Origin of the sequence: Nitrosopumilus sp. K4, from assembly GCF_018128925.1 — an archaeon.
GTDB lineage: Archaea > Thermoproteota > Nitrososphaeria > Nitrososphaerales > Nitrosopumilaceae > HKST03.
In genome coordinates this window covers 492,504-517,851 of the sequence record NZ_CP067007.1, presented here as the reverse complement: position 1 = coordinate 517,851, position 25,348 = coordinate 492,504, and the positions used below count along the sequence as shown (strand labels likewise).

The 25,348-nt window shown below is 34.7% G+C and carries 27 protein-coding genes; 8 read left to right on the top strand and 19 right to left on the bottom strand.

Features of this window, described 5'->3' with window-relative positions; genetic code table 11:
- The first annotated feature begins 15 nt into the window (after positions 1-15).
- Together ppdK and NsoK4_RS03010 are read left to right on the top strand one after the other, a co-directional pair.
- Positions 16-2,727, top strand: coding sequence for a pyruvate, phosphate dikinase (gene ppdK / locus NsoK4_RS03015; RefSeq protein ID WP_211687984.1), 2,712 nt, complete (start codon positions 16-18; stop codon positions 2,725-2,727).
- A 75-nt stretch (positions 2,728-2,802) separates the two neighbouring features.
- The gene (locus tag NsoK4_RS03010; RefSeq protein WP_371816023.1) at positions 2,803-3,330 is read left to right on the top strand and encodes a CBS domain-containing protein; all 528 of its coding nucleotides are present in this window, start codon (positions 2,803-2,805) and stop codon (positions 3,328-3,330) included.
- 9 nt (positions 3,331-3,339) lie between these two features.
- On the opposite strand, the gene mce is transcribed toward NsoK4_RS03010, so the two are convergent.
- Genes mce through NsoK4_RS02985 form a run of 5 tightly spaced genes read right to left on the bottom strand, consistent with a single transcriptional unit; the run spans position 3,340 to position 9,203 of the window.
- Complete coding sequence (gene mce / locus NsoK4_RS03005; RefSeq protein ID WP_211687982.1) at positions 3,340-3,735, bottom strand: methylmalonyl-CoA epimerase; 396 nt, start codon at positions 3,733-3,735, stop codon at positions 3,340-3,342.
- The gene (locus NsoK4_RS03000; protein ID WP_211687981.1) at positions 3,736-5,334 is read right to left on the bottom strand and encodes a methylmalonyl-CoA mutase; all 1,599 of its coding nucleotides are present in this window, start codon (positions 5,332-5,334) and stop codon (positions 3,736-3,738) included.
- A 5-nt stretch (positions 5,335-5,339) separates the two neighbouring features.
- A complete protein-coding gene (gene meaB, locus NsoK4_RS02995; protein WP_211687979.1) occupies positions 5,340-6,260 on the bottom strand; it encodes a methylmalonyl Co-A mutase-associated GTPase MeaB in 921 nt (306 codons plus the stop codon).
- 41 nt (positions 6,261-6,301) lie between these two features.
- Positions 6,302-6,709, bottom strand: a complete 408-nt coding sequence (locus NsoK4_RS02990; RefSeq protein WP_211687977.1) for a hypothetical protein — start codon at positions 6,707-6,709, stop codon at positions 6,302-6,304.
- Positions 6,702-9,203: a M1 family metallopeptidase gene (locus NsoK4_RS02985; RefSeq protein WP_211687975.1), complete on the bottom strand. Its 2,502-nt coding sequence runs from the start codon at positions 9,201-9,203 to the stop codon at positions 6,702-6,704. The genes NsoK4_RS02990 and NsoK4_RS02985 overlap by 8 nt, the downstream gene beginning before the upstream one ends.
- 122 nt (positions 9,204-9,325) lie before the next feature.
- Between NsoK4_RS02985 and NsoK4_RS02980 the strand changes: the two genes are divergently transcribed.
- On the top strand, positions 9,326-9,748 hold the full coding sequence (locus NsoK4_RS02980; RefSeq protein ID WP_211687973.1) for a cobalamin B12-binding domain-containing protein: 423 nt from the start codon (positions 9,326-9,328) through the stop codon (positions 9,746-9,748).
- Here NsoK4_RS02980 and NsoK4_RS02975 read toward each other — a convergent pair whose 3' ends face one another.
- The 7 genes from NsoK4_RS02975 to NsoK4_RS02945 form a co-directional block, all read right to left on the bottom strand.
- On the bottom strand, positions 9,749-9,934 hold the full coding sequence (locus NsoK4_RS02975) for a hypothetical protein (RefSeq protein WP_211687971.1): 186 nt from the start codon (positions 9,932-9,934) through the stop codon (positions 9,749-9,751).
- A gap of 55 nt (positions 9,935-9,989) precedes the next feature.
- Positions 9,990-10,988, bottom strand: coding sequence for a ketol-acid reductoisomerase (gene ilvC, locus NsoK4_RS02970; protein ID WP_211687969.1), 999 nt, complete (start codon positions 10,986-10,988; stop codon positions 9,990-9,992).
- A 157-nt stretch (positions 10,989-11,145) separates the two neighbouring features.
- Entirely contained in the window at positions 11,146-11,676 is a 531-nt protein-coding gene (locus NsoK4_RS02965; protein ID WP_211687967.1) for a nicotinamide-nucleotide adenylyltransferase, read from the bottom strand.
- A gap of 34 nt (positions 11,677-11,710) precedes the next feature.
- Positions 11,711-12,631 (bottom strand): EF-Tu/IF-2/RF-3 family GTPase, encoded by a 921-nt coding sequence (locus tag NsoK4_RS02960; protein WP_211687965.1) that lies wholly within the window; start codon positions 12,629-12,631, stop codon positions 11,711-11,713.
- A 227-nt stretch (positions 12,632-12,858) separates the two neighbouring features.
- The gene (locus tag NsoK4_RS02955) at positions 12,859-13,614 is read right to left on the bottom strand and encodes a DUF726 domain-containing protein (protein ID WP_211687962.1); all 756 of its coding nucleotides are present in this window, start codon (positions 13,612-13,614) and stop codon (positions 12,859-12,861) included.
- Positions 13,614-15,266 carry a methionine--tRNA ligase gene (gene metG, locus NsoK4_RS02950; protein WP_211687960.1) on the bottom strand — a complete coding sequence of 551 codons (1,653 nt, stop codon included), beginning with the start codon at positions 15,264-15,266 and terminating at the stop codon, positions 13,614-13,616. The genes NsoK4_RS02955 and metG overlap by 1 nt, the downstream gene beginning before the upstream one ends.
- Positions 15,267-15,321: 55 nt before the next feature.
- On the bottom strand, positions 15,322-16,563 hold the full coding sequence (locus tag NsoK4_RS02945) for an adenosylhomocysteinase (protein WP_211687958.1): 1,242 nt from the start codon (positions 16,561-16,563) through the stop codon (positions 15,322-15,324).
- A 75-nt stretch (positions 16,564-16,638) separates the two neighbouring features.
- Here NsoK4_RS02945 and NsoK4_RS02940 point away from each other — a divergent pair, with 75 nt between their 5' ends.
- Genes NsoK4_RS02940 through cysS form a run of 3 tightly spaced genes read left to right on the top strand, consistent with a single transcriptional unit; the run spans position 16,639 to position 19,167 of the window.
- A complete protein-coding gene (locus NsoK4_RS02940) occupies positions 16,639-16,941 on the top strand; it encodes a Rieske 2Fe-2S domain-containing protein (protein WP_211687956.1) in 303 nt (100 codons plus the stop codon).
- Between the two features lie 37 nt (positions 16,942-16,978).
- Positions 16,979-17,770: an NAD+ synthase gene (locus tag NsoK4_RS02935; protein ID WP_211687953.1), complete on the top strand. Its 792-nt coding sequence runs from the start codon at positions 16,979-16,981 to the stop codon at positions 17,768-17,770.
- A gap of 2 nt (positions 17,771-17,772) precedes the next feature.
- Entirely contained in the window at positions 17,773-19,167 is a 1,395-nt protein-coding gene (cysS, locus tag NsoK4_RS02930; protein WP_211687951.1) for a cysteine--tRNA ligase, read from the top strand.
- Here the strand turns inward: cysS and NsoK4_RS02925 are convergent.
- On the bottom strand, positions 19,158-19,487 hold the full coding sequence (locus NsoK4_RS02925) for a pyrimidine dimer DNA glycosylase/endonuclease V (protein ID WP_211687948.1): 330 nt from the start codon (positions 19,485-19,487) through the stop codon (positions 19,158-19,160). The genes cysS and NsoK4_RS02925 overlap by 10 nt on opposite strands.
- A 168-nt stretch (positions 19,488-19,655) precedes the next feature.
- On the opposite strand from NsoK4_RS02925, the gene NsoK4_RS02920 reads away from it, so the two are divergent.
- On the top strand, positions 19,656-19,931 hold the full coding sequence (locus NsoK4_RS02920; protein ID WP_211687946.1) for a hypothetical protein: 276 nt from the start codon (positions 19,656-19,658) through the stop codon (positions 19,929-19,931).
- A 20-nt stretch (positions 19,932-19,951) separates the two neighbouring features.
- On the opposite strand, the gene NsoK4_RS02915 is transcribed toward NsoK4_RS02920, so the two are convergent.
- From NsoK4_RS02915 to NsoK4_RS02890, 6 genes are all read right to left on the bottom strand, one after another.
- Positions 19,952-20,776, bottom strand: a complete 825-nt coding sequence (locus tag NsoK4_RS02915; RefSeq protein ID WP_211687944.1) for a mechanosensitive ion channel family protein — start codon at positions 20,774-20,776, stop codon at positions 19,952-19,954.
- Positions 20,776-21,525: a DUF432 domain-containing protein gene (locus tag NsoK4_RS02910; protein ID WP_211687942.1), complete on the bottom strand. Its 750-nt coding sequence runs from the start codon at positions 21,523-21,525 to the stop codon at positions 20,776-20,778. The genes NsoK4_RS02915 and NsoK4_RS02910 overlap by 1 nt, the downstream gene beginning before the upstream one ends.
- Before the next feature lie 27 nt (positions 21,526-21,552).
- On the bottom strand, positions 21,553-22,206 hold the full coding sequence (locus NsoK4_RS02905; RefSeq protein WP_211688855.1) for a hypothetical protein: 654 nt from the start codon (positions 22,204-22,206) through the stop codon (positions 21,553-21,555).
- 86 nt (positions 22,207-22,292) lie between these two features.
- Positions 22,293-23,504, bottom strand: a complete 1,212-nt coding sequence (locus NsoK4_RS02900; protein WP_211687940.1) for a redox-regulated ATPase YchF — start codon at positions 23,502-23,504, stop codon at positions 22,293-22,295.
- Positions 23,505-23,543: 39 nt separating this feature from the next.
- On the bottom strand, positions 23,544-23,900 hold the full coding sequence (locus tag NsoK4_RS02895; RefSeq protein WP_211687938.1) for a hypothetical protein: 357 nt from the start codon (positions 23,898-23,900) through the stop codon (positions 23,544-23,546).
- Positions 23,900-24,310 carry a CoA-binding protein gene (locus NsoK4_RS02890; RefSeq protein ID WP_211687935.1) on the bottom strand — a complete coding sequence of 137 codons (411 nt, stop codon included), beginning with the start codon at positions 24,308-24,310 and terminating at the stop codon, positions 23,900-23,902. Before NsoK4_RS02890 ends, NsoK4_RS02895 begins: the two co-directional genes overlap by 1 nt.
- Positions 24,311-24,409: 99 nt before the next feature.
- Here NsoK4_RS02890 and NsoK4_RS02885 point away from each other — a divergent pair, with 99 nt between their 5' ends.
- Positions 24,410-25,333 (top strand): NAD(P)-dependent oxidoreductase, encoded by a 924-nt coding sequence (locus tag NsoK4_RS02885; RefSeq protein ID WP_211687933.1) that lies wholly within the window; start codon positions 24,410-24,412, stop codon positions 25,331-25,333.
- Positions 25,334-25,348: the final 15 nt, after the last annotated feature.

The following is a 25,348-nucleotide window of genomic DNA, read 5'->3' as shown; positions in this document are numbered from 1 at the left end:
TGATAATCGTAAAAAATGAAGCAAGTTTATTTTTATGATGAAGGAGACGGCAAAAACAAGAAACTCCTAGGAGGGAAAGGGGCAGGCCTATGTGAAATGACCAGGTTAAAGCTGCCAGTCCCACCAGGATTTACAATAACTACGGAGGTCTGCAAAAAATATTATGAAAATAACAAAAAATTGCCAAAAACACTCATGGCAGAAGTAAAAAAGAACATATCAAAAATTGAGAAAAGAACGGGCAAAAAATGGAATTCCAAGTCAAACCCCCTTCTAGTATCGGTAAGATCTGGTGCTGCAATTTCCATGCCAGGTATGATGGATACTATTTTGAATTTAGGATTAAACGATCAAACAGTATTAGGATTATCTGAGAAAAGCAACAATCCAAGATTTGCATGGGACTCATATCGTAGATTTGTTCAATTATTTGGCAAAGTGGTCTTTGGAGTTGAAGACAAGAAATTTGATGATGTATTAGAAGCAGCAAAGAAAAAACAAAATGTAGAGGCAGACAGTGACTTAAACGAACAATCACTAAAAGAAGTTGTAAAACAATACAAGGAAATTTGTGAAAATCACACAGGTAGAAAATTCCCAGCAGAGCCTACTGAGCAATTAGAGCTTGCAATAAAAGCAGTTTTTGGAAGCTGGATGGGAGAAAGAGCACTTGTGTACAGAGACAAAAACAACATTACAAAAGACATTGCAGATGGAACTGCAGTCAATGTAGTATCCATGGCATTTGGAAATATGGGGAACGATAGCGCCACAGGTGTTGTGTTTACAAGAAATCCAGGAGATGGGTCACATCACATTTACGGTGAATATTTGGTCAATGCACAAGGCGAAGATGTTGTAGCAGGGGTTAGAACAGGAAAGCAAGTAGACGAAATGAAAAAAGAATTACCCGAATCATACAAGCAACTAGTAAAAACATGCCAAAGATTGGAAAAACACTACAAAGAACCACAAGATATTGAATTTACAATTGAACAAGGAAGATTCTATTTATTGCAAACAAGAAACGCAAAGATGAATGCATCTGGAATGGTAAAGACATCAGTGGATATGGTTAAAGAGAGACTGATTAACAAGAATAAAGCATTAACAAGGCTCCAAGCAGAACAATTAGAACAATTATTGCATAAGAGAATTGATTCAAACGCAATCAAAAACCATGTGCAACTTGCAAAAGGCATAGCAGCATCACCAGGTGCAGCAAGCGGAGTTGCAGTTTTTGATGTCAAGAGAGCAACGATGATGGGAGAAAATGGTGCCAAGGTAATCCTAATCAGAGAAGAGACAAAGCCAGAAGACGTACCAGCATTTTTTGAATCAGTTGGAATCTTAACCAGCAGGGGCGGAAAGACGTCCCATGCAGCAGTAGTTGCAAGAGGAATGGGCAAACCATGTATTGTTGGATGTTCTGACTTGAAAATAGATTATGATAACAAGCAATGCAGTGTAGATGGCAAATCAGTATACGAAGGAGACGCCATCACAATTGATGGCAGTACAGGAGCAGTATACATAGGAGAAATTCCAACCATTGAACCTGAAATAACACAAGATTTTAAGACTATTCTAGAATGGGCTAAAAAGGCAAAGAAGATAGGCATTAGAGCAAATGCAGACACCCCAGAAGGGGCAAAACTTGCACGAGAATTTGGTGGTGAGGGAATTGGATTATGTAGAACAGAAAGAATGTTCAATGGAAGTGACAGAATAGGTCTTTTTGTAGATATGATCATGGCAGAAACTGTCGAGGATAGAAAAAAAGTCTTGAACAAATTAGGAGAATTACAAAAAAGTGATTTCATTGAAATTTTGCAAGCAATGAAAGGCTATCCCGTAACTATCAGATTATTAGACCCACCACTGCACGAATTCCTTCCAAACCCAGAAGAACTTGCAGAGAGAATTCACAAATTAGAATCAAGAAATGAAAAAGAAGAATTAGAAAAAGCAAAGATAGTACTCAAAAGAGCAAGAGAATTAGCTGAAATAAACCCAATGATGGGACACAGGGGGGTCAGAGTAGGAATTACATATCCTGAAATCTACGAGATGCAAATTCGTGCAGTGTTTGAAGCTGCAGCAGAACTTGCCAAAAAGAAAGCAGATACACATCCACAAATCATGATTCCACAGATTAGCAGTATTGCAGAATTAAACCATATCAAGAGCATTTATGATGGAATCAAAAAAGAAATGGAGGCAAAATACAAGATGAAATTAAAAATAAACTTTGGAACGATGATTGAAGTTGTAAGAGCGGCATTAACTGCAAATGAACTTGCAACTACTGCAGAATTCTTTAGTTTTGGAACTAATGACCTAACTCAAGGAACATTTAGTTTTAGTCGTGAGGATGTAGAAGGCAAATTCCTTCCAGAATACATGGAAAAAGAGATTCTGGAAAGAAACCCATTCCAGTCAATTGATGTCAACGGTGTAGGTAGTTTGATGAAGATAGGAATTGCCAACGGTCGCAGTATCAAATCAAACATGGAGATAGGAATTTGTGGAGAACATGGAGGAGATCCTAACTCAATAAAATTCTGCCATGGGGCGGGTTTAAGTTATGTGAGTGCATCACCACATAGAATCCCAATCGCCATAGTTGCAGCAGCTCAGGCAGCAATAGAGCAGCCAAAAAAGGCCGGAAAAAAGAAAACAGCCAAGAAAAGCAGTTCAAAGAAAGCATCAAAAAAGAAAAAGTAGTCACACAGCATATTTTAAAACAAGGAAAAACCATCTCATTTCAAATTGCTTCCTAGAATTGACGCCATAAAACAGATGAGGCAAAAAATAGGCATCACTCAAAAAAAACTAGCTACAATGACAGGGGTTAGTACATCTATGATCAATCAAATTGAATCAGGAAGAAGTCAGCCAAGTTACGAGACAGCAAAAAGAATTTTTGACAGTCTTGCAAATCTTGAAGGAAAATCATCATCTCATACAGCAGGGGATTTCTGCAGTAAGGATATTGTCAAACTAAAACCAAACAATACACTTCATGATGCAATTAAAAAAATGCATGAATTATCAATTAGTCAAATTCCAGTTTTTAGTGGACAAGACTTGGTAGGAGTTGTTTCTGAAGACGGGATTGTAAAACATCTAGCAGATGTAGGAGAAGCAGAATTGAAAAATGCAAAACTAGCAGATACAATGGAACCAGTACCACCAATAGTAGATTTTAGCACACCGGCAAATGTTCTTGTTCCATTGATTCGATATTCAAAATGTATTCTAGTGTCTAAAAAATCAAAAATAATTGGAATCATTACAGCTTCAGATACTTTGAAAATGATGGAATGAGTTTAAAGATTATTTTGGATGTGAGCAAAGCTCAGCTAGTACACCATGTAATGATTTTGGATGAATGAAAGTAACCTTTGTTCCAGCAGAACCAGGCCTAATTTGACCTAGAAATTGAATACCACATCCTTCCATTCTTGATACTTCACCTTCAATGTTATCAGTTTCTAATGCCATGTGATGTAATCCAGGACCTTTTTTCTCCAAGAATTTCTTGATTGGGCTGTTTTCATTTGTTGGTTGCATCAATTCTATGCGGCCATTTTCAAGATGAATAATTGCAACTTTAACACCTTCAGTTTCAACAGTTTCAAATTCGACATTGTCAACACCTAATGCATCTTTGTACACTTTGGCAGACTCCTCAACATCATTTACTGCAATTGCAATATGATCAATTTTCATCTAAAAGACCTCTTTTGGACGGTATTCGCCAAATACCTCTCTGAAGGTATTGCTAATTTCACCAGTTGTTGCATATGCTTTGGCAGCAGTGATAATGTATGGCATCAAATTCTCATCAGTATCAGCAGCACTTTTCATTGCAGACAATGCTTTTTCAACTTTTTTAGAATCGCGTTCTGAGCGTAATTTTTTGAGGGCTTTCTTTTGTTGGATTTCAATCCTATCATCAATTCTGAGCAGTTCTGGCTGTTTTTCTTTTTCAGAATACTTGTTTACACCTACAATGATTCTGTCACCATCATCAGTTTCCTTCTTTAAGCGATACGCGTTTTGCCTAATTTCAGACTGGAAGAATCCTTTCTCAATTGCTTTTACAGCACCCCCCATCTTTTGAATTTTTTTGAGATATTTCCAGACACCGTCTTCAATTTGGTCACATAATTCTTCAAGATAATAAGAACCAGCCATAGGATCAGCGGTTTTAGTCACACCGCTTTCATGAGCAACAATTTGCTGAGTCCTAAGAGCAATTTTTGCAGATTCCTGAGTAGGTAATGCAAGGGCCTCATCTCTAGAATTGGTGTGTAAGGATTGAGTTCCACCCAGCACTGCAGCCATTGTTTGAATTGCAACACGTACAATGTTGTTATCAGGTTGTTGTGCGGTAAGAGATTCACCACTTGTTTGCGTGTGGAATTTTAATTGCATTGATTTTGGATCTTTTGCATGGAACATTTCTTTGAGAATTTTTGCATATACTTTTCTTGCAACTCTAAACTTTGCAACTTCTTCAAAGAACTCTATTGTACAACAGAAGAAAAATGAAAGGCGCGGTGCAAAGTCATCAATTTTAAGTCCCCTATCCAGACATGTTTGAATATATGCAATAGCATTTGCAAGGGTAAATGCAACCTCCTGAGTTGCAGTACAACCAGCTTCTCTCATATGATAACCAGAGATAGAAACAGGATACCATGATGGGACTTTTTGTGCACAATATCCAATCATGTCACCAATCAATCTCATCGAAGGTTGAGGAGGATAGATGTACGTATTTCTTGCAATGTATTCTTTAAGAATATCATTTTGAGTAGTTCCTCGAAGTTGTTCACTTTTGAAGCCTTGTGATTCACCAACTGCGATGTAATATGCCAAAAGTGTAGAGGCCGTCGAGTTAATGGTCATAGAAGAACTAACTTTGCCCAAAGGAATTCCATCAAATGCAATCATCATATCTTTTAATGACGTGATAGACACGCCAACTTTTCCAACTTCGCCTTCTGCTTGTGGAGAATCAGCATCATATCCTATCTGAGTTGGAAGATCAAATGCCATGCTAAGACCTGTTTGCCCTTTTTCAAGCATAAACTTGAAACGTTCATTTGTTAATTTTGCGTCTCCAAATCCAGAATATTGACGCATGGTCCAAAATCGATCTCTGTACATTCCAGGATGAATTCCTCGAGTGAAAGGATATTTACCAGAGTCTTCAACAGGTCTCTTTTTTGATGACTTTTGATAAATTCGCTTTACAGGAAAATTGGAATCAGTGAAGATTTTCTTTTCAGGTTGTTTTGATTTTGGTTTTTTTGCCGTCATTTTTCTCACTTTACCAAAGATTTAGTAATCTTATCAGCTGCTTCAAAAGGGTCAATATCTTTTGTTTGTAGTTTTTTTAGATATTTTGAAAATGTCTTATCAGAATCGAGCATTTCATCCATCTTTTCTTTTATGTTATTTAAAACGATATCTTTTAGTTCAGTTTCAAGTCTCTCCAGATCTTTTTCTTTTTTGAGTTTTTTCTTGTCTGCCATCATTTTTTTCAAAGTTTTAGCAAATTCTGATATTCCACTATTTTTCTTCACAGATGTTTTCAAAATTACAGGGTTTCGTTCGGATGCACCAATAAAATCCCGTACTGCATCAAATAGTTGATTTGTGCCATCTAGGTCACTTTTGTTTACCAGATAGATATCTCCAATTTCAGTCAATCCAGCTTTGATAGTTTGTATACTATCACCAGTATGAGGGTTAAAAACAACTACGGTGATATCAGCAATATTTGAGATTTCAACCTCAGTCTGACCTGCACCAACACTTTCTATAATTATTGGATTAAATCCAGCATATTCTAAAATTCTAACACTGTTTCTCAATGAACGAGATACAGCACCTGTTGCACCTCTAGATGCAATGCTTCGAATATAGGTTCCAGAGTCAGTAGACTCACTCATTCTAACTCTATCACCTAAAATTGCACCACCAGTCACATGACTGGTAGGATCTACAGCCAGCACCGCAGGTTTTGTTTTTAATTTTCTCAGTGCAACCGCAGTTTTGTTAATCAAAGAGCTTTTTCCAGCACCAGCAGGTCCAGTAATTCCTATGATCATAGATTTTCCAGTATCTTTGAAAATTTTCTTTAGTAATTTTTTAGCTTCAGGCTGATCGTTTTCAACAAGTGTGATTGCTTTTGCAATTGCTCCACGTTTTCCTTTTTTTAGATCAACAATTAAATCCAACACAAGAAATCAGTTACAACCTGCAATAAAATCTTGTGCAAGATCTACGGAATGCCATAAATCACTGGAGGTAGTGGTTGACCTAATTCATGAATTTCAGTCTTTAGTTGAATATTTCCAAATTCCTTATGGTCAATATTAAAAATCACTGGATGGATTGCCCAACCATATTTTGGAATATTTGGGAACGGAATTATCTCAATAAATTCAGAGTTATCAAATGTTTTTTGAAAACTATTTTCCATTCCTAAAATTTCCAATACCACAGAGTTTGTTTCTGATGATTTGTCTAAATATGAAATTTCAATATGACCTGAATCATAGTAAACAGCTTCTATCTGAAAAGTCTCTTTTAGAATTTCTTTATCATCATCTCCACCAGAAATCAAAAACAATATTGCAAAAACAGTAATCAATCCAAGAGAAATGGTTGAAATTATTTTTTTAGGCATTTTTGAATTCTTTTCTCATCCTTCGCAAAAATTTAGAGTTAATTCTGATTCTTTCAAGGGTTTGAGCTTGAGTTCTCTCAGTTCCAGGAGTAGGGTTCTTTTTGAAAAATTGTTTTATTTCTTTTTCCATAGAATCGTCTGCAACTGAAGATATACTTGCAACTATTCTATTAAAGAGAGGGTTTCCATGGCCAACTTTTTTGTTTAATTTTTTCCAATTCTTCTTAAGCCAAGGCCAAAGAATTTGTTTTCCATAAGGGTTAGATGCAACTTTCATTATAGGCAATTGCATGTTTTGTGAGCGTACCTGAGAAGTCTGAGAGAAATTCAGTGATTTTTCAAGTAATTTTTTATCTTTAAAGCTACACATCGCACCCAAAAATCGTAATTTTTCTTCCATGGTTTTTGAAGTCTTGTATAATTTTATGAGATCATTATGAGTTTTTGAGTTACCAGTCCATGCAGCAATTGAACAAATAGCCTCAACCAAATCAGGGTGAAGGGATTTTGGAGATTTGAGGAATTTTTTGTAACGTTTCTGAGCTTCTTCTAAAACTTCTTCATCATCCATTTTACCCAAGGTAGAAATCACAAATGAACGAAGTAATGCATCAGTATGTTTGTCTGTTTTTTGAGGTTCCCAACCAAGTTCAAATAAAATTTTTCTAAAGTAATTAATTGCATATCCACGAATTTCCTCAGAAAATTTCTCATCATACGCACGAAAGTATAGAGATGCCAAGTTATGTGCAACATTAACAGATGCAAGATAACTATCTTCTTCATAGTACGCATCTGAAAAATCAAGATAATTTCGGACATTTTCATCCCCAGAAACACAAAGAGAGAACAAGTCATTTTGAATGGCCCACCTATCAATTTCAGGAATTCTTTTTTGATCAACTAGCATTTTCAAATCAAGCAATATTCCTTCAGAGTATTTTACACGGTAGAATCCTTTCCTACCAAAATTTGCAACGAATCCAATTGTATGTTTAGGAAGTTTTACAGACATGGATTTTTTTGAAAACATCTTTTTAGAGATTTCATCATACAATCCAATTGAAAGCGGAATCATCCACAGTCCTTTTGCATGTTTTTTATCTGGTTCTAACAAGTATCTTTTCTGTTTTAGCGACAGAGAATTTCCATTCTGATCTATTTCTACAAGTGGAAAACCTGGTTGTTTCAGCCATGAATTCACCATGGAGCTGACTGGCATTTTAGAGGCAGTTCCAATTTCATTCCATAAATCTTGTCCCTTTGCATTTTTGTATTTGAATTTTGTAAGATATTGCCTGAGGCCCTTCCTAAAATTAGGCTCACCCACGTAATGCTCAAGCATTCGCAAAACACATCCTCCTTTATCATATGAAATTGCATCAAAAATTTCCCTGATTTCAGCAGGAGAATTTACTTTCACATCAATTGGATGTGTTGTTTTAAGAGAGTCAAGACCCATTGCAACATTCATTGCATCTTCAACAAATTGATTCCATAAATCCCATTCAGGATAAAATTTATCTACAAATTTTGTTGCCATAAAAGTTGCAAAGCTTTCATTTAGCCACAAGTCATTCCACCACTTCATAGTTACAAGATTTCCAAACCATTGATGTGCAATTTCATGTGATATGACTTCTGCAATGAACTGTTTTGTTCTAGTTGAAGATGTTTTTGGATCATAAAGTAAGATGGTCTCTCTAAATGTAATAGCACCCCAATTTTCCATTGCACCTGCTGCAAAGTCAGGAACTGCAATCAAGTCAAGTTTTGGTAATGGGTATTTTATTCCAAAATATTTTTCATATGAAGTTAAAAGTTGTTTTCCTAATGCTAGTGAAAACTTCCCCTTTGATTTGTTTCCTTTTGTAGTTACTACTCTAATCTGAATTTTTCCAACTTTACCTGAAAGATATTCAAATTCTCCAACACCAAGATAAATCAGATAAGTTGAAACAATAGGAGTTTTGCCAAATTTGTAAAGTGTTTTGGAACCCATTTTCTTTTTGGATTCAACAGGCATGTTTGAAATAGCTGAGAATCGATTATCTGCAATTATAGATATTTCAAAAGTTGCTTTTGCTTCAGGTTCATCCCAGCAAGGAAAAGCACGTCTTGCATCGGCTGCTTCAAATTGGGTAGTTGCAAGATATTTTGTTTTTCCATTTTGGGTGTATTGGCTACGATAGAATCCCAATAGACGATCATTTAGAATTCCTTCAAATTCAATGTGAATTGTAGCCTTTCCTTTGATTTTCTTTTCAAGTTTAATTTCTAATTGTTCTTTTTTCTCACTTGTTTTTGCAGTTGCATTAACGCATGTTTTTCCCTGTTGGATATGAAGGGATTTGATTTTGATTTCAGCACAATTCATAGAGATTGTATTCGTGAGTTTTTTGCATTCTACTGTAATAGCCTCATTACCATCAAAAGTAAATTTCTTAAGATCAGGTTCAAAAGTAAGTTGATAGTTTAAAGGAATCGTATCCACATTTGAAGTTTGAAAGTAAGGCTTTATGTAGATTTTCTATTCTAAATCATTTTTTTGATTTGCTTTACAGATTAGAAAATCAAATAAATGCTTTAAAATATCTAAAATAACGTAAGATAGTCATGAAGCAAAAGGCAGCATCAAGGAATATCAAAATTTTAGTAGCAAAATTAGGATTAGACGGTCACGATAGAGGAGCATTAGTCCTCTGTAGGGCATTTAGAGACGCAGGAATGGAAGTAATTTATTCAGGATTGTTTGCAACTCCCGAAAGAGTGGCACAGATTGCAGAAGATGAAGATGTAGACGCCATTGCAATGAGTCTATTAAACGGCGCACATGGAACATTGTTTCCAAGAGTTGTAAAGGCGCTAAAAAAGAAAGGAATCAAAGATGTCCTAGTTGTAGGAGGAGGAGTCATTCCAGAAATTGATCATAAAGATCTAATTAAATCAGGAGTAGATCATGTGTTTGGTCCAGGAACGCCATTACCTACCATAATTGATCACATCACATTAGGCGTATCAAAATTAAGAAAAATTTAGTCATTCAGAACTAAACAAATCACAACCAGAATTACAAGGTTTATTCATCACACCCTCACATTTTCCATTTTCATCATGCATTATTCTATGATGGCCACAAATCTTGCATTTTTCTCTAAAATGAGCAATCAATTCCTTAGTAGAAAGTTCAGAATTTTCAATTTTGGATTTGGTAATTTCAGTCATATTTTTCATTGATTGTTTTCTTAGTTAAGTGTTCAATTAAAAATAAAAGAAAAGATTATTCTGTGGAATCAGGCCACATCATTTTGCGCATTTCTTTACCAACTTTTTCAATTTGGTGTGCATCATATTCTTTCATGTATTTGTCAAATGCATCTTTACCATTTTTCTGGTATTCTGAAATCCATTCGTTGTTGAATGTACCATCTTGAATCATGGTAAGAACTTTTTTCATATTCTCTTTATTTGAACCATCCATTACCATAGGTCCACGAGTCAAACCGCCATATCTAGCAGTTTCACTGACACGTCTCCACATTCCGTTGATTCCATATCTTTGAATCATATCTACAATGAGTTTTAGTTCATGTAGTACCTCAAAGTATGCAATTTCTGGTTGGTAACCTGCTTCAACAAGTGTTTCAAATGCATTGGTAATCATAGAAGATGCTCCACCACATAAGTCGGCTTGTTCTCCAAACCAATCAGTTTCGACTTCTTCTTTGAAAGTAGTTTGAATCAGTCCAGCGCGAGCACTTCCAATTGCTTTTGCAATTCCTAAGGTTCTATCCCAAGCTTTGCCAGTATAATCTTGTTCGACTGCAACAATTGAAGGAGTTCCAAAATTATCAAGATAAGTTTCTCTTACTTTAGAACCAGGTCCTTTAGGTGCAACCATAATAAGATCAACATTGTTTGGGGCTTCAATCCATTTCCAATAGATTGCAGCTGCATGAGAAAATGACAATGCTTTTCCTTCAGAAAGATTTGGTCCGATTTCATCTTTGTATACCTGACCCTGAATCATGTCCGGAATAAGGATGTGAATAATGTCTGCTTGTTTTGTTGCATCTGCAACTGACATTACTTTGTGACCATCAGCTTCGGCTTTTTTCCAGCTATTACCGCCTTCTTTTAGTCCGATTACAACATTTAGACCAGAGTCTTTCATGTTATTTGCTTGGGCATCACCTTGGATTCCATATCCAATAACAGCTACTGTTTGATCCTTTATTGGGTCTAGACTGATATCGTTATCTTTCCATGTTTTTGCCATGAATTTGATAAAAATATTGCAAATATTAACTATGAAATCTATATTTCAATAATTTTGTCACAAGAACGACATTTGACAAGTACTTTTTCCCTAGGAAGCCGGACAAATCTCTTTGAACCACAATTTGGGCAAATAGGACATGCACGTACAGGTTCCATCAGTGTTCAGTAGGTTTTGTATCAGATTGAGATATTACTTTTAGTCTATTTTCGCCATTAATGTTTTTGATGTAATCAACTACAGCCTTGGGAACAAATGATTCCCAATTCTCTCCAGAAATCATCATCTTACGAATTTTTGTTGCATTGTATGTTGCCCTATCAAGAAATTTTGGAGTAACAACGTCAATTCCAGAATCAGCTAAAAGCATTTTTACATAATCGTTTCCGCTGTACACTTTATCAAAATGAGGTAATGCAGACCTAAGATATGCAGACCAAGTTGCAACATTAAACTGATTTTCAATACCCACAATAAAACATCGGGATAAATCAATTTGAGAATCATTTATGGAGTTGTGAATCATTTCGATTCTTTCACCTGCCGTAAATGGATCTTTTTCTAAATAATTGAATTGAGAACTGGTGACTGCTATTATAACCTCATCACATTCATCCAGAATTTTTTCCACTAAATCTAGATGACCTAGATGAAAAGGCTGAAACCTACCCATCATTAATGCACGCATATACAAAGTACAATCAAGATTTTATTAAATCAGTCTATTGGATAGGTCCACTTCCAAGAATTCTAACTGTAGCAGATTCGGGTTTCAAAATTACTGCCATATCACCAGGTTTGAAAATTACAGGTTTTTCAAAAGTTAATTTCAGAGGAGATATTGAGGAGAATTTTGCGGCCTTTATTTGAAGTCCAATACTTACAAGGCATCCTTGATTTTCACCAATATCACCTTTGTAAAATGGATTTTTTGTAAAATCTAATTGTAGTTCGGTGGCAATGTTTACTGCATTCTCTTCAGAAATAACATCACCCCTTCCAACATCATCAGGTTTTACACCCTTTACAGCCAACCCAACTCTTGCAGGGCATACAGATTCTTCTACAGGGTCGTCATGCATTTGAATTGATTTTATCAAAACATCCACTCCAGCAGGATATAATTTCAAATTGTCATATTGTTTTATTTTACCAGAAGTAACTTTACCCAAAATTACAGTCCCAACGCCCTTCACGTCAAAGCAGTGATCAATGACCATTTCAGATGGCCCATCAACTGAATTAGATTCAATTTTATCCATCTCTTCTTTAATTTTATCTTGGTCTACTTTGAGATATTTTTCTACAACAGTTCCCTTTATCATAGCATCCAGTCTTGATTCATCAACATCAAAAGTATGAGACAAGATACCATGTTCTTTTTTTAACGAGTCAAGTGCAATGATTTGCTCCCCAGTATATTTATCGAGCGCATCTACATGAAATATGACAAATTCTGCAAGATTAATTGCCTGAAATAATGGTTGAATCTTATCTGGAAATCCACTTGGAGTAACCCATGTTTTAATTATTTCAGACTCTTTTCTATCATAAAGAGACAGATCTGTAACAGTACCTTTCTTGCCAAATTCTGAGGCAATGTCTTGCTTGCCCAAAACCACAAAGTTAATCGATTTAACCAACAAGATTCAGCATTGAAATGGTCTTATGAAGTTACGCCAGACAATCAGAACAACAAAATCAGAAAAAAATCAGCAAGGATATTCGGATAACTCATCAACATCATCACTATCCTCACCAATTATACGTAAATGATACAATATCAATTTTCGATAAGGCATACGAGATGAATTCATTTTATAAGAAAGTATGAATTTAATCACAATATAAGAATGACGGACAAATCATACTAAGGAAAATGATCCAAGACCTGAGCATAACTTGCAAATCTATGATTTTTAGGTTTTACCGATTTTTGTTTGTATTTTGGAATGGTTCTACCAACAGCACCATTTAGACCAAGAGGGCCTTTGACAAATTTTTGTCTATTAGCCCAGTACAAAACCTCATCAGAGGGGCTAAAATAATTAACAATTTTTTTTGATACGACCTTATTCAGCAATGGACCATATTTTTTTGAGGATGGTATGTCCTCAGTAATAGACGCACCAAAAAGATACACGGCCTCCACAATTCCTTTGTTTTGTGGTTTTTTTGACAGATGTTCAATGGTACTAAGAATTACCTGAGAACCTAATGAATGACCTATTAATCTAATTTTTGTTTTAGGGCTTTTTTGTTTGAAGTCTTGAATAAATAATGAAAGATTTCGTCCATTTTTCTTTGCAATTTTTTGTCCTGCATAAAGTGCACGTTTTGCATATTTTACAAGATGTGCACCTGTAGTGTTTGAGTCATAACTATAACCAATTACAGGATAAGAGTATCCTAGTTTTTTCAGCCTATTTTTTGCAATCAAAACTTTTGCCACTGCACCTGCATTATCATTTCTCAGTCCATGAATCATGATTGTCAGTTCTTTAGAACCAATTAATTTTGCAAAATCTTTTTTCGGATACAAAAAGTATGAATTGTTTTTTAGAGTGTCACCATTTGTAAGATCATAGTATCCTCGAGTTGAAATTCTCGGTATGATTTTAGACATTACTGAGGACCCAATTGTTTCTTGTATCTCTCAATATCAGTTGCTTCTACTTTACTAAACAAAGGAGATGCCTCGCCTAACATATGACCTGCTGGAATTGCCAATTCAGACATTTCATCCCATTTGTGATCATTAACGTTATCGCTAAAACCTAATTGAGTCCAAATTTTTTGTGAAGATTCAGGAATGAAAGGATATACTGCAATGGCTATGCTTCGTGCAGCATTTACGGCTAAATAGACACAGTTTTCAGTTCCAGGTCCATTTTTCCAAGGTTCCTTATGTTGGAAGTATTGGTTAAAGAAGGATGAAAACTCCATAACTTTCTTTAATGCTCGGTCAAGATGGTTTGAGTTCATCAGATCTCCAATTTCAGAAGATAGACCAGATATTTTTTCTTCAGCCTCTTTGTCTTTTTCATCAAAAGTTGTAGTTTTTGGGATAACTCCGTTGAATGCTTTTTTGGTAAAACCTAATGCACGGTTTACAAAATTTCCAAGATTGCCAATTAACTCAGAATTAATTCTAGTTGTAAAATCATCCCAATCAAAATTCAAATCATCTTGAGAGTAAGGATTTATTGCAACTAGATAGTATCGCAGATAGTCAGCTGGATAATAATTTAAAAACTGTTTCAGACCAATGTACCAATTTCTACTCTTAGATATTTTCTTAGATTGTAGTGTTAGATGACCTCTTGTGGGGATATAGTCAGGAAGTTTATACTCGCTGTTAATTCCCAATCGCATTGCAGGCAAAAACAAGTAATGATGATAAACAATATCCTTCCCAATGAAATGATAAATATCTGCGGAGTTCCAAAATGCTTTTCCATCAATTCCTTTATCATTTAGAAATTTTAATGCAGTAGAAATGTATGCCAAGTGATTATCAAACCAACCATAGAAAACTTTGTTTTTTGCATTATCAAGAGGGATGGGAACACCCCAAGTGATATCACGAGTGATATCCCAATCAATCAAACCAGACTTGATCCAATTTTGAACATATTTTTTGACATCTTTTTGAAGATGTTCACTTTCATCTAACCATTTGTATAAAGAGTCAGCAAAATTTTTGAGTTTGAAAAAATAATGCATTGTTTTTTCTTTGGTTGGAGTCTGACCACAAATAGAACATTTTGGGTCGGTGATTTCTTCGGGAACTCGTCCACAGCTTTCACAAAGATCAGAGTATTGATCTTCAGCATTACAATAAGGGCAGATCCCTTTCACATATCTATCAGGTAGAAATTTCTTATCATTATTACAATAAAATTGAATTATTTCCTGTTCATAGATATGTCCGGCATCGTTTAATTTTTTGAAAACATCTTGAACAAATTTTATGTTTTCATCAGAGCTTGTCTTGTAAAAAAAATCAAAATCAATGCCAAATGCCTTAAAATCCTCATAGTCTCTTTTGTTCCAATATGCTACATATTCTGAAGGAGTTTTTCCTTCTTTTTCAGATTGAATGAGGATGGGAGTTCCAAAGTCATCAGAAGCACAAACATAGTATGCCTCAACGCCGTTTAGTTTCAAAAATCTTGTAGTCACATCAGCTGGAAGATAAGTAGATGCAACATGCCCTAGATGAATTTCACCATTTGCATAAGGCAACGCACTTGTGATAATAGCCTTAGAATTCATTGATACACTAGAGAATATGAGATCTTAAGAAGTTTTGTAGAGAGGAAATTGAGAGTTACCAACTATTCATGTACTTTACTTGTTCAGGAGTAAGTTTGTCAATTTTTACATCCATAGCTTTTAGTGCATCAATAGCAACTTGACGATCTATTTCTTCAGGAACATTGATAATCTTATTTTCCATTTTCTTGTGATTTTTTAAGATGTACATTATGGATAAAATTTGGTTTGAAAATGATTGAGCCATAACTTCTGGAGGATGCCCTTCAGCTGCAACTAGATTTGCCAATCTACCTTCACCAATCAAATAAACGCGTTTTCCATTTTTAAGAACACATTCATCAAGACTGGGTCTAACTTGTTTTACTGATTTGGATTTTTTCAGTAAAAAGTCACTGTCGATTTCAACATCAAAGTGGCCAACATTTCCCATAATTGCACCTTCTTTCATTTGTAAGATGTGCTCTTTTCTTATCACACTAGTCATTCCAGTGCAAGTGATAAAGATATCACCGATTTTTGCAGCTTGTGACATAGGCATTACTTCAAATCCATCCATATGGGCTTCTAGTGCTTTTACAGGATCAATTTCAGTAACAATTACTTTAGAACCCATTCCATGACATCTAGATGCAACGCCACGACCTACCCAACCATATCCAACAACAACTACTCGTTTTGATGCCATGAGCAGATTCATTGCTCTTAGGTAACCATCAATTGTACTTTGTCCTGTCCCATAACGATTGTCAAACATATGTTTGGTATATGCTTCATTTACCAAGATGACAGGATAGCGAAGCTTGCCTTGATTTTCTACAGCTCTAATTCGGGTAACACCTGCAGTGGTTTCTTCAGTTGCACCTAAAATTTCCAAAGATTTGAATCGTTTATCAAAGTGGGCCTTGACATTCATGTCTGCCCCATCATCAGTTAAGATGGTGGGTTTATGTTTTAGAACCTGATCAATACACCAATCATATTCTTTGACTGATTGACCATGCCATGCATAAACATGAATTCCTTGAGATGCCAAAAAGGCTGCAATATCATCCTGCGTAGTTAATGGATTGCCACCACAACACGCAACTGTTGCACCAAGTTCTTTTGCACCCATTAAAAGAACGGATGTTTCTTTTGTGATATGCAAACAAAATCCTAACGTTATACCTTTGAGAGGTTTTGATTTTTTGAGTCGATTAATAGTATTATCTAAAATCTGCATATGAGATCTAGCCCATTCATAAGATAGTTTTCCATCTTTGATTAGTTTTGAACTAGACTTTACTTTGCTCACACAAAAAAACAACTACTCACATAATAAAACTCTATCATGCGAATCTAAATAAATGACAAAACAATCAAACAAGCAGTGGCTTGGAAAAAGATTGCCGATAAAGGAGAGATTGCTGCAGGAAAGGGCAAAGCATTCAAAATAGACGGAAAACAGATTGCAATATTTAATCAAGATGGATATCATGCATTAGATGACCTTTGCGTTCATCAAGATGGTTCACTTGCGCCAGGAAAACTAGATGGAGATATCGTAGAATGTCCACTTCATTTTTGGCACTATAATATCAAAACAGGTGAGCTTACAGATTATCTAAAAGATGTAAAACTAGAGACATATGCTGTAGAAGCAAGAGATGACGGAATTTACGTAGATATTTAGGCACAATTTTTATTCTGACAGAAATTAGAAAATCCAGATGAACCAGGAAATCATTGATGAGATAAAGAATCAAGATTATCCTTCAATAACAAAAACAATTGAGAAGTTTCTTTTAGAAAAAATAGAGGAAAATAATTCAAACGGGTTAATTTTGGGATTAAGCGGTGGAATAGACTCTGCGGTATTAGCTTATCTCTGCAAAAGAGTAGTCAAAGATAAGACACTTGCACTTTTAATGCCAGACACAGACATTACGCCAAAAAGTGAAACAGAAGATGCATTAAAGATGATTGCATTAACGGGCATAGAATACAAGTTAATCGATATCAAACCAATTGTAAATGAGTATTCAAAATACTTGGAACCAAATGATTGGGCAAAAGGAAATCTTCGAGCTCGCGTAAGAGCAAATATTTTGTACTATTATGCCAATGCAAAAAACTATCTGGTTCTAGGTTCCAGTGACAAAAGTGAATTCCTCATAGGATACTTTACAAAACATGGAGACGGTGCAGCAGATTTAATTCCAATAATTTCACTGTACAAATTACAAGTAAGAGAGATAGCAAGATATCTAGAAGTTCCACAGAATGTTATTGAAAAAAAGAGTAGTCCTCACTTGTGGAAAGATCATGGTGCAGAAAAAGAAATTGGGATATCATATGAAGAGATTGATTCAATATTGTATTGCATGTTTGAAAAGAAATTATCTCTTGATCAAATAGCAGAGAGTACCAACATCGGAAAAGAAACCATACAAAAAGTTCAACAATTACACATTAAGAGTCAACACAAAAGACTACCTCAACAAAAACCATTTGAGAGTTAAAGATGAGATTACAAGATACATTAAGCAATTCAGAAAAAGAGTTAGAAACTACAGGAACAGTAAGAGTATATCTATGTGGGGTGACTGTCTATGACGAGTCGCATATTGGTCACGCCAGAACCATTATCGTTTTTGATGTATTAAGAAAATACCTGGAAAGTAAAAAAATCAATGTAGAATTTATTCAAAATTTTACAGATGTGGATGATAAGATCATAAAACGTGCAAATGTAGAGAACACAACTGCTCAGCAAATAAGCACAAAATACATTGAAAATTATTTTTCTGATTTTGATGCATTAAATGTAAAACGTGCAACAAATTACCCAAAGGCTACCGAACACATTAAAGATATTCAAGAATTCATTGAAAAATTAATTGAAAAGAATGTTGCATATGTAACAAAAAATGGAGTGTATTTTGCAGTAGATAAATTTCCAGAGTATGGAAAATTATCTAAAAAGAAAATTGATGAGCTTCAATCAGGAGCAAGAATAGAAGTAGACGAAGCAAAAAAAGATCCATTAGATTTTGCGCTGTGGAAACTTTCAGATATTGAACCAGTTTGGGATAGCCCTTGGGGGAAAGGCAGACCAGGATGGCACATAGAGTGTTCTACAATGAGCATCAAGTATCTTGGAGAGAATTTTGACATACATGGTGGAGGACGAGATCTGATTTTCCCTCATCATGAAAATGAGATTGCACAATCAGAATCATTCACATCAAAACAATTTGCAAAAATTTGGATGCATGTTGGGATGGTGACAATAAATGGCGAAAAAATGTCAAAGTCATTAGGGAACATAAAATCCATAAAACATGTGTTAGAAAATTGGGGTCCAAACATCATCAGATTATTTTGTTTATCAGGTCATTATTCAAAACCAATAGACTATACTGACGGATTACTTAAAGAGAGTTTAACAAAATGGCGTCAAGCTGAAATGTGTTATTATGAATTAATTCATGCGAATTCAGAAGAAGATCACAATGTAGAAAATACAATTGAGACATCAAGAAAGGAATTTGATGCTGCACTTGAATCAGATTTCAACACACACTTAGCGTTATCATCATTTTTCAAACTAGTCAAAGAAACCAACAAAATGGCAGCCGAAAGCAGTATTAGTAAAACAGATGCCCAAAAAATTATGCCCGAATTTGAGAGAATGCTTACAATTTTAGGATTAGACATTCCAAAAATATCACAACAAGAAAAAGAACAGATCAGTTCATTGATACAAAAAAGGGAAGAGTTGCGAAAAGAGAAAAAATTTGAAGAAGCAGATGAGATTCGCAATCAAATCAATGAAATGAATATTGAAATTATCGATCATCAAGGAAAAACAGTCTGGATCAGAAAAGAGAAGATCAAGGCAGAGAATCAGATTTGACAGGAACAGCGTTTTTGTTTTAGAATTTGAATTTGTTTAGGGATTGAATCAATCAAAATATTTTGTTTTGATGCGCCAATAGCTTTCCTTTTGTCAAGCGAGCTATGATGACGATAACCTCTACTATGTAATTCAATAACCAATTCCTCATGTCTAAAATACAGTGCTTTCAATTTTCCTTTCCATCGCATAGTTTCAGGATGAAGTGAATATCCCTTTTTTTGTTCTGTAATAATAGACCAAATTGCATGAAGTTCTCTGTGCTCACCTAACAAATGGTTTTTACACAGTTTTTTTGCAGAGATGTCCCATACACGCATAATAAAAAAAATATTTTGAGATATTTAACAAAACAACAAGAAAACACCTAGTGCTAAGAAAAAGATTTAGTTAAACGTAATTTTTCAGAGATAAAAAAAATTAGTTCAGTCTAATTAGTTTCATCTAATTTTCGAGTTGTTTATTATCGACATATTACAAATAAGAACATGAATGCATGGAATAAATTTTGGAAATGGTATGAAAACAAAATTCTTGGCAGCGTAATTGTTATTGCAGTTATTCAATTCATTCAAGTTCCACACATGGTGTGGAATGCAGATATGATGTTAGAAGCAGGAGTGGTTTCAAGAATTCACCCCATAATTGATTGGTTCTTGTACGGTGTTGACCTAATTGAAATTGTTTCAATTGTTAATGTGGGCATGATAATGTTCAGTTTATTAAAAAAGAGACACAGTAAAAAAGAAGAAATTTCTGCATAGAATTTTTTTTATGAAATTCTTTACGCCTTTCCTTGCCAGATTACTCTTTGTGGGAATGGAATCTCTATACCAGCCTCATCAAGAGCATTTTTTGCAACAATAAGCAATTTTGGAGACACTGCACCCCAATCTTCTCTAGGGTGCCAAACCAAAATTTCAATATTTACACTTGAATCACCCAGTTCCTTTAGTCGGAATTCAGGCTGGGGTACAGCTAAAACAAACGGCATTGTTTTTTGAATTGCTTTTTCCAAAACAGAAATGGCACCTTCGATATCTTCTTTGTATGCAATTCCAACAACAGCCTCAGATCTCCTGACAGGTGTAGAAGTAAGAGATCTTATGTTGTGAGTAAAAAAGGACTCGTTAGGGATTCTAACTATAGTACCATCAAACTGTCGAATTCGAACAGAGAAAGTACTGATATCCAACAAAGTTCCGGAAATCCCATCAGACGGAAGTTCTACTGAATCTCCCTGCCTTACAGGCTTTTCAATCATGAGGAAAATCCCTGAAATCAAATTAGAAACAACAGACTGAGTTGCAAATCCTATAACAACTCCAAAGATTCCACCTGCCACCAGCAGGCCAGATAAATCAACACCTGTAGAAGAGGTAAATACCAAAAATGCGATAATGATTATTCCAAAGTATAATAATTTGCCCATATTCTTTGCCGTATCTTGAGGCAATTTTGGGCCATAGTATTTTGTAAAAAGCAGTCGAACAGTCCTAGCAACAATTATTCCAACTGCCATAATTATTCCACCTATCAATAATGACAGCAAGGTGAGACCACCTGTGATTTCTATTTGAGACAAGTTATCAAAAAATTCCAATACCATCAATCAACACCCATATCCACGTTTTTTACTTGTGAGGCCACTTCGTAAGTAGGAGACACAGTCCAATCAGTCTCTAATTTTTTAGCATACACATCCAATATTTCCAAAGTAAGTTTTTTCCTCATTACCGCATCAAGGGAATCAATTATTGCCTTTGATTTTTGATAATAAATCGTATTATTAGATATAGGAAAGACTACTTTGGAAATTGAGTGTCCTTCACCTAATTCATTTCTAAGACGAATCTGCATCACAGCATTAACAAATGAAATGGAATCATCATAAGATTCAACTATATCAGATTTATAGTACTTGCAAAGAGTTCCGCTTTCGGGAGTACCATACAACCCAAATCTACAGCGAACAGGGTCACATGCAAACCAATCTAATGAATCCTTGTGGCCATCATGAATAAGAAAAATACCTATTTCAATAGGACAGCGGACATAAATCGAAGCTGCAGATCCTTCAGATAAAAATACAGGAGTTTCAAAATCCAAGTACACGTAATTTGTTCTTCTTGCAGGATAATTCAAAGGTCTAATCGGACACAACTCAATTTCAAAATAACTTGTTTTGACAGGAATCATTTTTTCAACAACATTGTCTTCTGCGTCTTTTCTTGTATAAGAAAAAACATTATCAGACAGTTTCTTTATTTGGATTTCTATATTAGGCAATGAAAGTTCTAGAGAGTCATCTATTTTGTAAACACCATAACTAGAAAATTCAGACGTTGTTTCTTCCAAAGCACCATTAGTCTAACACACCTGAATTTATTCCCTATGCTTCAAAATGGAAGATTTGCAAGATAATGAATTCTTTGGAAAAACAGATTTTTTTCTAAAGTGTAGCCTATAAAAAAGCAAAATTCCCAATAGTTCTAAGTATTCGACAAAGCCTACAGTGTAAAAATGCAGCAACCAACCATCCAATTTTTGATCTATGGATGCAATAATAACTGACATTTCAGGAAACGAGGTTAAGAATGCAACAGGAATCATCAGAAATGATGTAAACCACTCTAAGGCACCCCAATGCTTTGTAGAATCTAAAATCAGTTCTGGAGTATCTGCAGAAGATATTGCAGGAAGGTGTAGAATTTCAGAGACAGTAGAATTCCCCTGATGAATGGCAAAAATCATCCCTCCCAAAATCAATAAGAGAAATACAGATTCACCAAAAACAACATAGCCGCGTTTTCCTTTCTGAAATTTGAAAATTTGTCTTTCGAGCATGGGACCAAAAAATCCCAATTTGTTTTTCTTTGCAAGTAAAATTACTACAAATGTAAGTACAGAGATAATACCAAGAGATCCAAACCAGTTATCAGAGACATATTGGACAAAAAGCAGTCGTACAGGTAATAGAATTCCAGTCATAATTGCAAAGACAAGAAGTGATTCACAGACACTCCTCAAAACAAACATCCCTGAATAGCAAATGTATTCATGCATATGATAAAAGAAGTTTGCTTATAACAAGAATGGACATTTTTTGCTAGTGCTAATTGGAATTATTTCTTAGATGCACTAACCAAAGAAACAACATCACGATCACGTAGTTGATAATCAACAGGCAATCTAAGATTGTACCTCAAATCTTTTCCATAAAGAAGACCTTTGGTAAGATCAGTATGAATTTCTTTGGCAAGATCATTAATCGTAGCACCATCCTTTAATAAAATCAAATCAGGCAGTACACGTCCTTTTTTGTCTGAGAGGTTTTGTTCATCAGCTACAGGATAGATGGAATTCATTTTTAATAATTTAAAGACTGCAATATTGATTGCAAATTGCACTCCAGTTCTCATGTATTCACCCATGATTCCTTTTTTAATGAAATCCAGAGCATTAATTTGCTTTGTGTTAAGTTCATCAGATTTTATGATTTCAAATTGTTCAGAACCAGGAGAATACTTGATCAAACCTTTTTGTTCAGCCCGTCTTAAACTGAATTCACTATCACCGCTAACTGGAATCACAATAGAATCATTGTATCGTTCTCTGAGTCTTGCAAAGTTTTTGTCTGCGCATTCAACATCTATTTTATTTGCAACAATCAAAGTAGGTTTAGAAATTTTTCTTAGATGGGAAGCAAATTTTTTGCTGTCAACCACGTCAAAATCATCAAAGTCTTTTTCTTCAAGTTCAACGGCATGCAATGTTTCTTTTACATGAATTTTCTGAACTCCTATTCCACGGTACAAGTCAGTTATTGCATCAATTAGATCCGTACCAGTTCGAATTAGTTTTGAAACTTTTTCTCGATTACCCTCTAAAATTTTATGATACCACATAATCAGTTCTTCTTCAATATCTGCAAAATCAGAAATAGGATCACCGTTTCCAGGTTCAGTGATCTTTCCTGAGGAATCTATTCCTCCTGATGCATCAACTACATGCAACAAGGCATCAGATTGTGCTGCAATCGAGAGAAATTGGTTTCCTAGTCCTTTGCCTTTCCAGGCATCTTTGATAAGACCGGGCAAATCAATTAGTTCAATAGGAATGTATCTCCATCCTTCAATACATTTAGAATTATTTGGATTATCCTCAATTTTGAATTCAGGATGAACACACAGAGTTATTGCATGAGCAGTTCCAGAAACAGGTTTTTTTGTAGTAAAAGGATAAGAAGAGATTTCTTCTGAAGAGAGTGTAGCAGCATTAAAGAAAGTTGTTTTGCCAGTATTGGTTTTACCAATTAATCCAAGTTTGATTGGCATAAATTAACAGTCATTTCAGAATATTTATCTCTGCCTAGACTAGTCTAGTCGGTCTTTGATTTTTTTCACAGTTTGTTCCAATTCCCGAATATACCAATTAATGTCATCCAGTTCTTCTACAGTAAGAACATCATTCCATTTTTCTAAAACTGTTTGAGATATTTCAGAGCAATTATACAATAAATTCCAAAAAGGATGATGTTCGGCAGTAGTCAATGCAAGTTCAGTGACATCATTTAATCCATTTTTTGCCCTTGCTAAAGAAGTAATTTTTTCACCAAAAATTTTAACAACATTATTTTCCAAATCTTTTTCAATTTTTAGAGGAACATTGTTTTTTTCATATTTACTTGCAAGATCAATCAGATCATTGTAAAATTCTTCAAAAGTGGACATTAGAATAATCTCTGGTGTTCTGCAAGCATGCATCGATTAAAGACAATTTTTACACCTTGTTTACGTGCTAATTCTTCAGCTTCAGGATTATGAATTCCCTCTTGCAACCATATCACCTTAGGTTTTTTCTTTAAAGCTTCTTGAACAACAGGCAATACTTGATCAGAGGGTCTAAAAACATCTACTATGTCAATATCATCATCAATATCAGATACTTTTTCATAGCATTTTCTACCTAAGATTTCATTGGTAGTAGGGTTAACAGGTGTTATTTCATATCCATTATCAGACAAATATTTAGGTACATAATGGGCAGCTTTGTTTTCGTGTTTAGACATACCCACTACAGCTACTTTTTTTAATGTAAAAATATCTCGAATTTCATCGTCACTGTATGAATCACGTTCCATGTAAAACAAAACTTAGAGGTTGAATATAATTTTTGAAAAGAAAATGTCAGCAAAGCATTACACAAATACAATAATACCATAGAACAAACAAAACAACATATGAGTAAGTCAATTTTAGTTACAGGAGCCACAGGTTTTATCGGGTCACATCTAGTTGAAGAATTATTAAAAAAACAACATCATGTGGAATCATTAATCAGAAAAGGAAAGACAGGAAACCCCAAATCAAAAACGATCACAGGAGACATAACTGACAAAAATATGAAGTTAGGAGATGCAAAATACGATTGTGTTTTTCATTTGGCATCGCATACACCACTAGAAAAAAATAAAAAAACATTGCAAAATGTGAATCTTGAAGGCACCAAAAATCTCTTTAATGCCATAAATAACAACACAAAATCATTTTTGTATGTTTCAGGCATGGGAGTGTACGGTGAAACAGGAGACAAGATTGTTGATGAAACTTTTCCATATTCACCCAATACAGAATTTGTAAAAACTAGATTAAAAGCACAAGAATTTTTAGAGAAAAATTGTAAAGAACTAGGAATTGATTTTTCAGTAGTACATTTTGGAGACGTTTATGGAACAAAAGGATGGTTCTATGAATTTTTGATCAAGCGTTTGTTAAAAAATACATTCAGATTACCAAAAGGAGGTAAATACTACAAATGTTTTGTTCATATTGATGATGCTGTTGGAAGTTTGATATCAATTTTAGAGAACAATCGTTTTAACGAAAGATTCAACGTGGTAGATTCAACACATACAAAATTCAATGATTTTGTGAATTATACAGCTGACTCGATAGGCATTAAACATCCAGGTAATGTTCCTACATTTCTTGTAAAAGCATTGTTAGGTTCAGATCTAACCAAGTTGTTAACTACATCAATAAAGGCATCCAATAAGAAAATATCAGAAATATACCAATTCAAATTCCCTTCTTACGAGACAGGAGTTACAGACATCATATCCGAATTAAAAAAGAAAGGAATGCTGGCAACCTCTAAAAGATAGAATTTTTTAGGGATA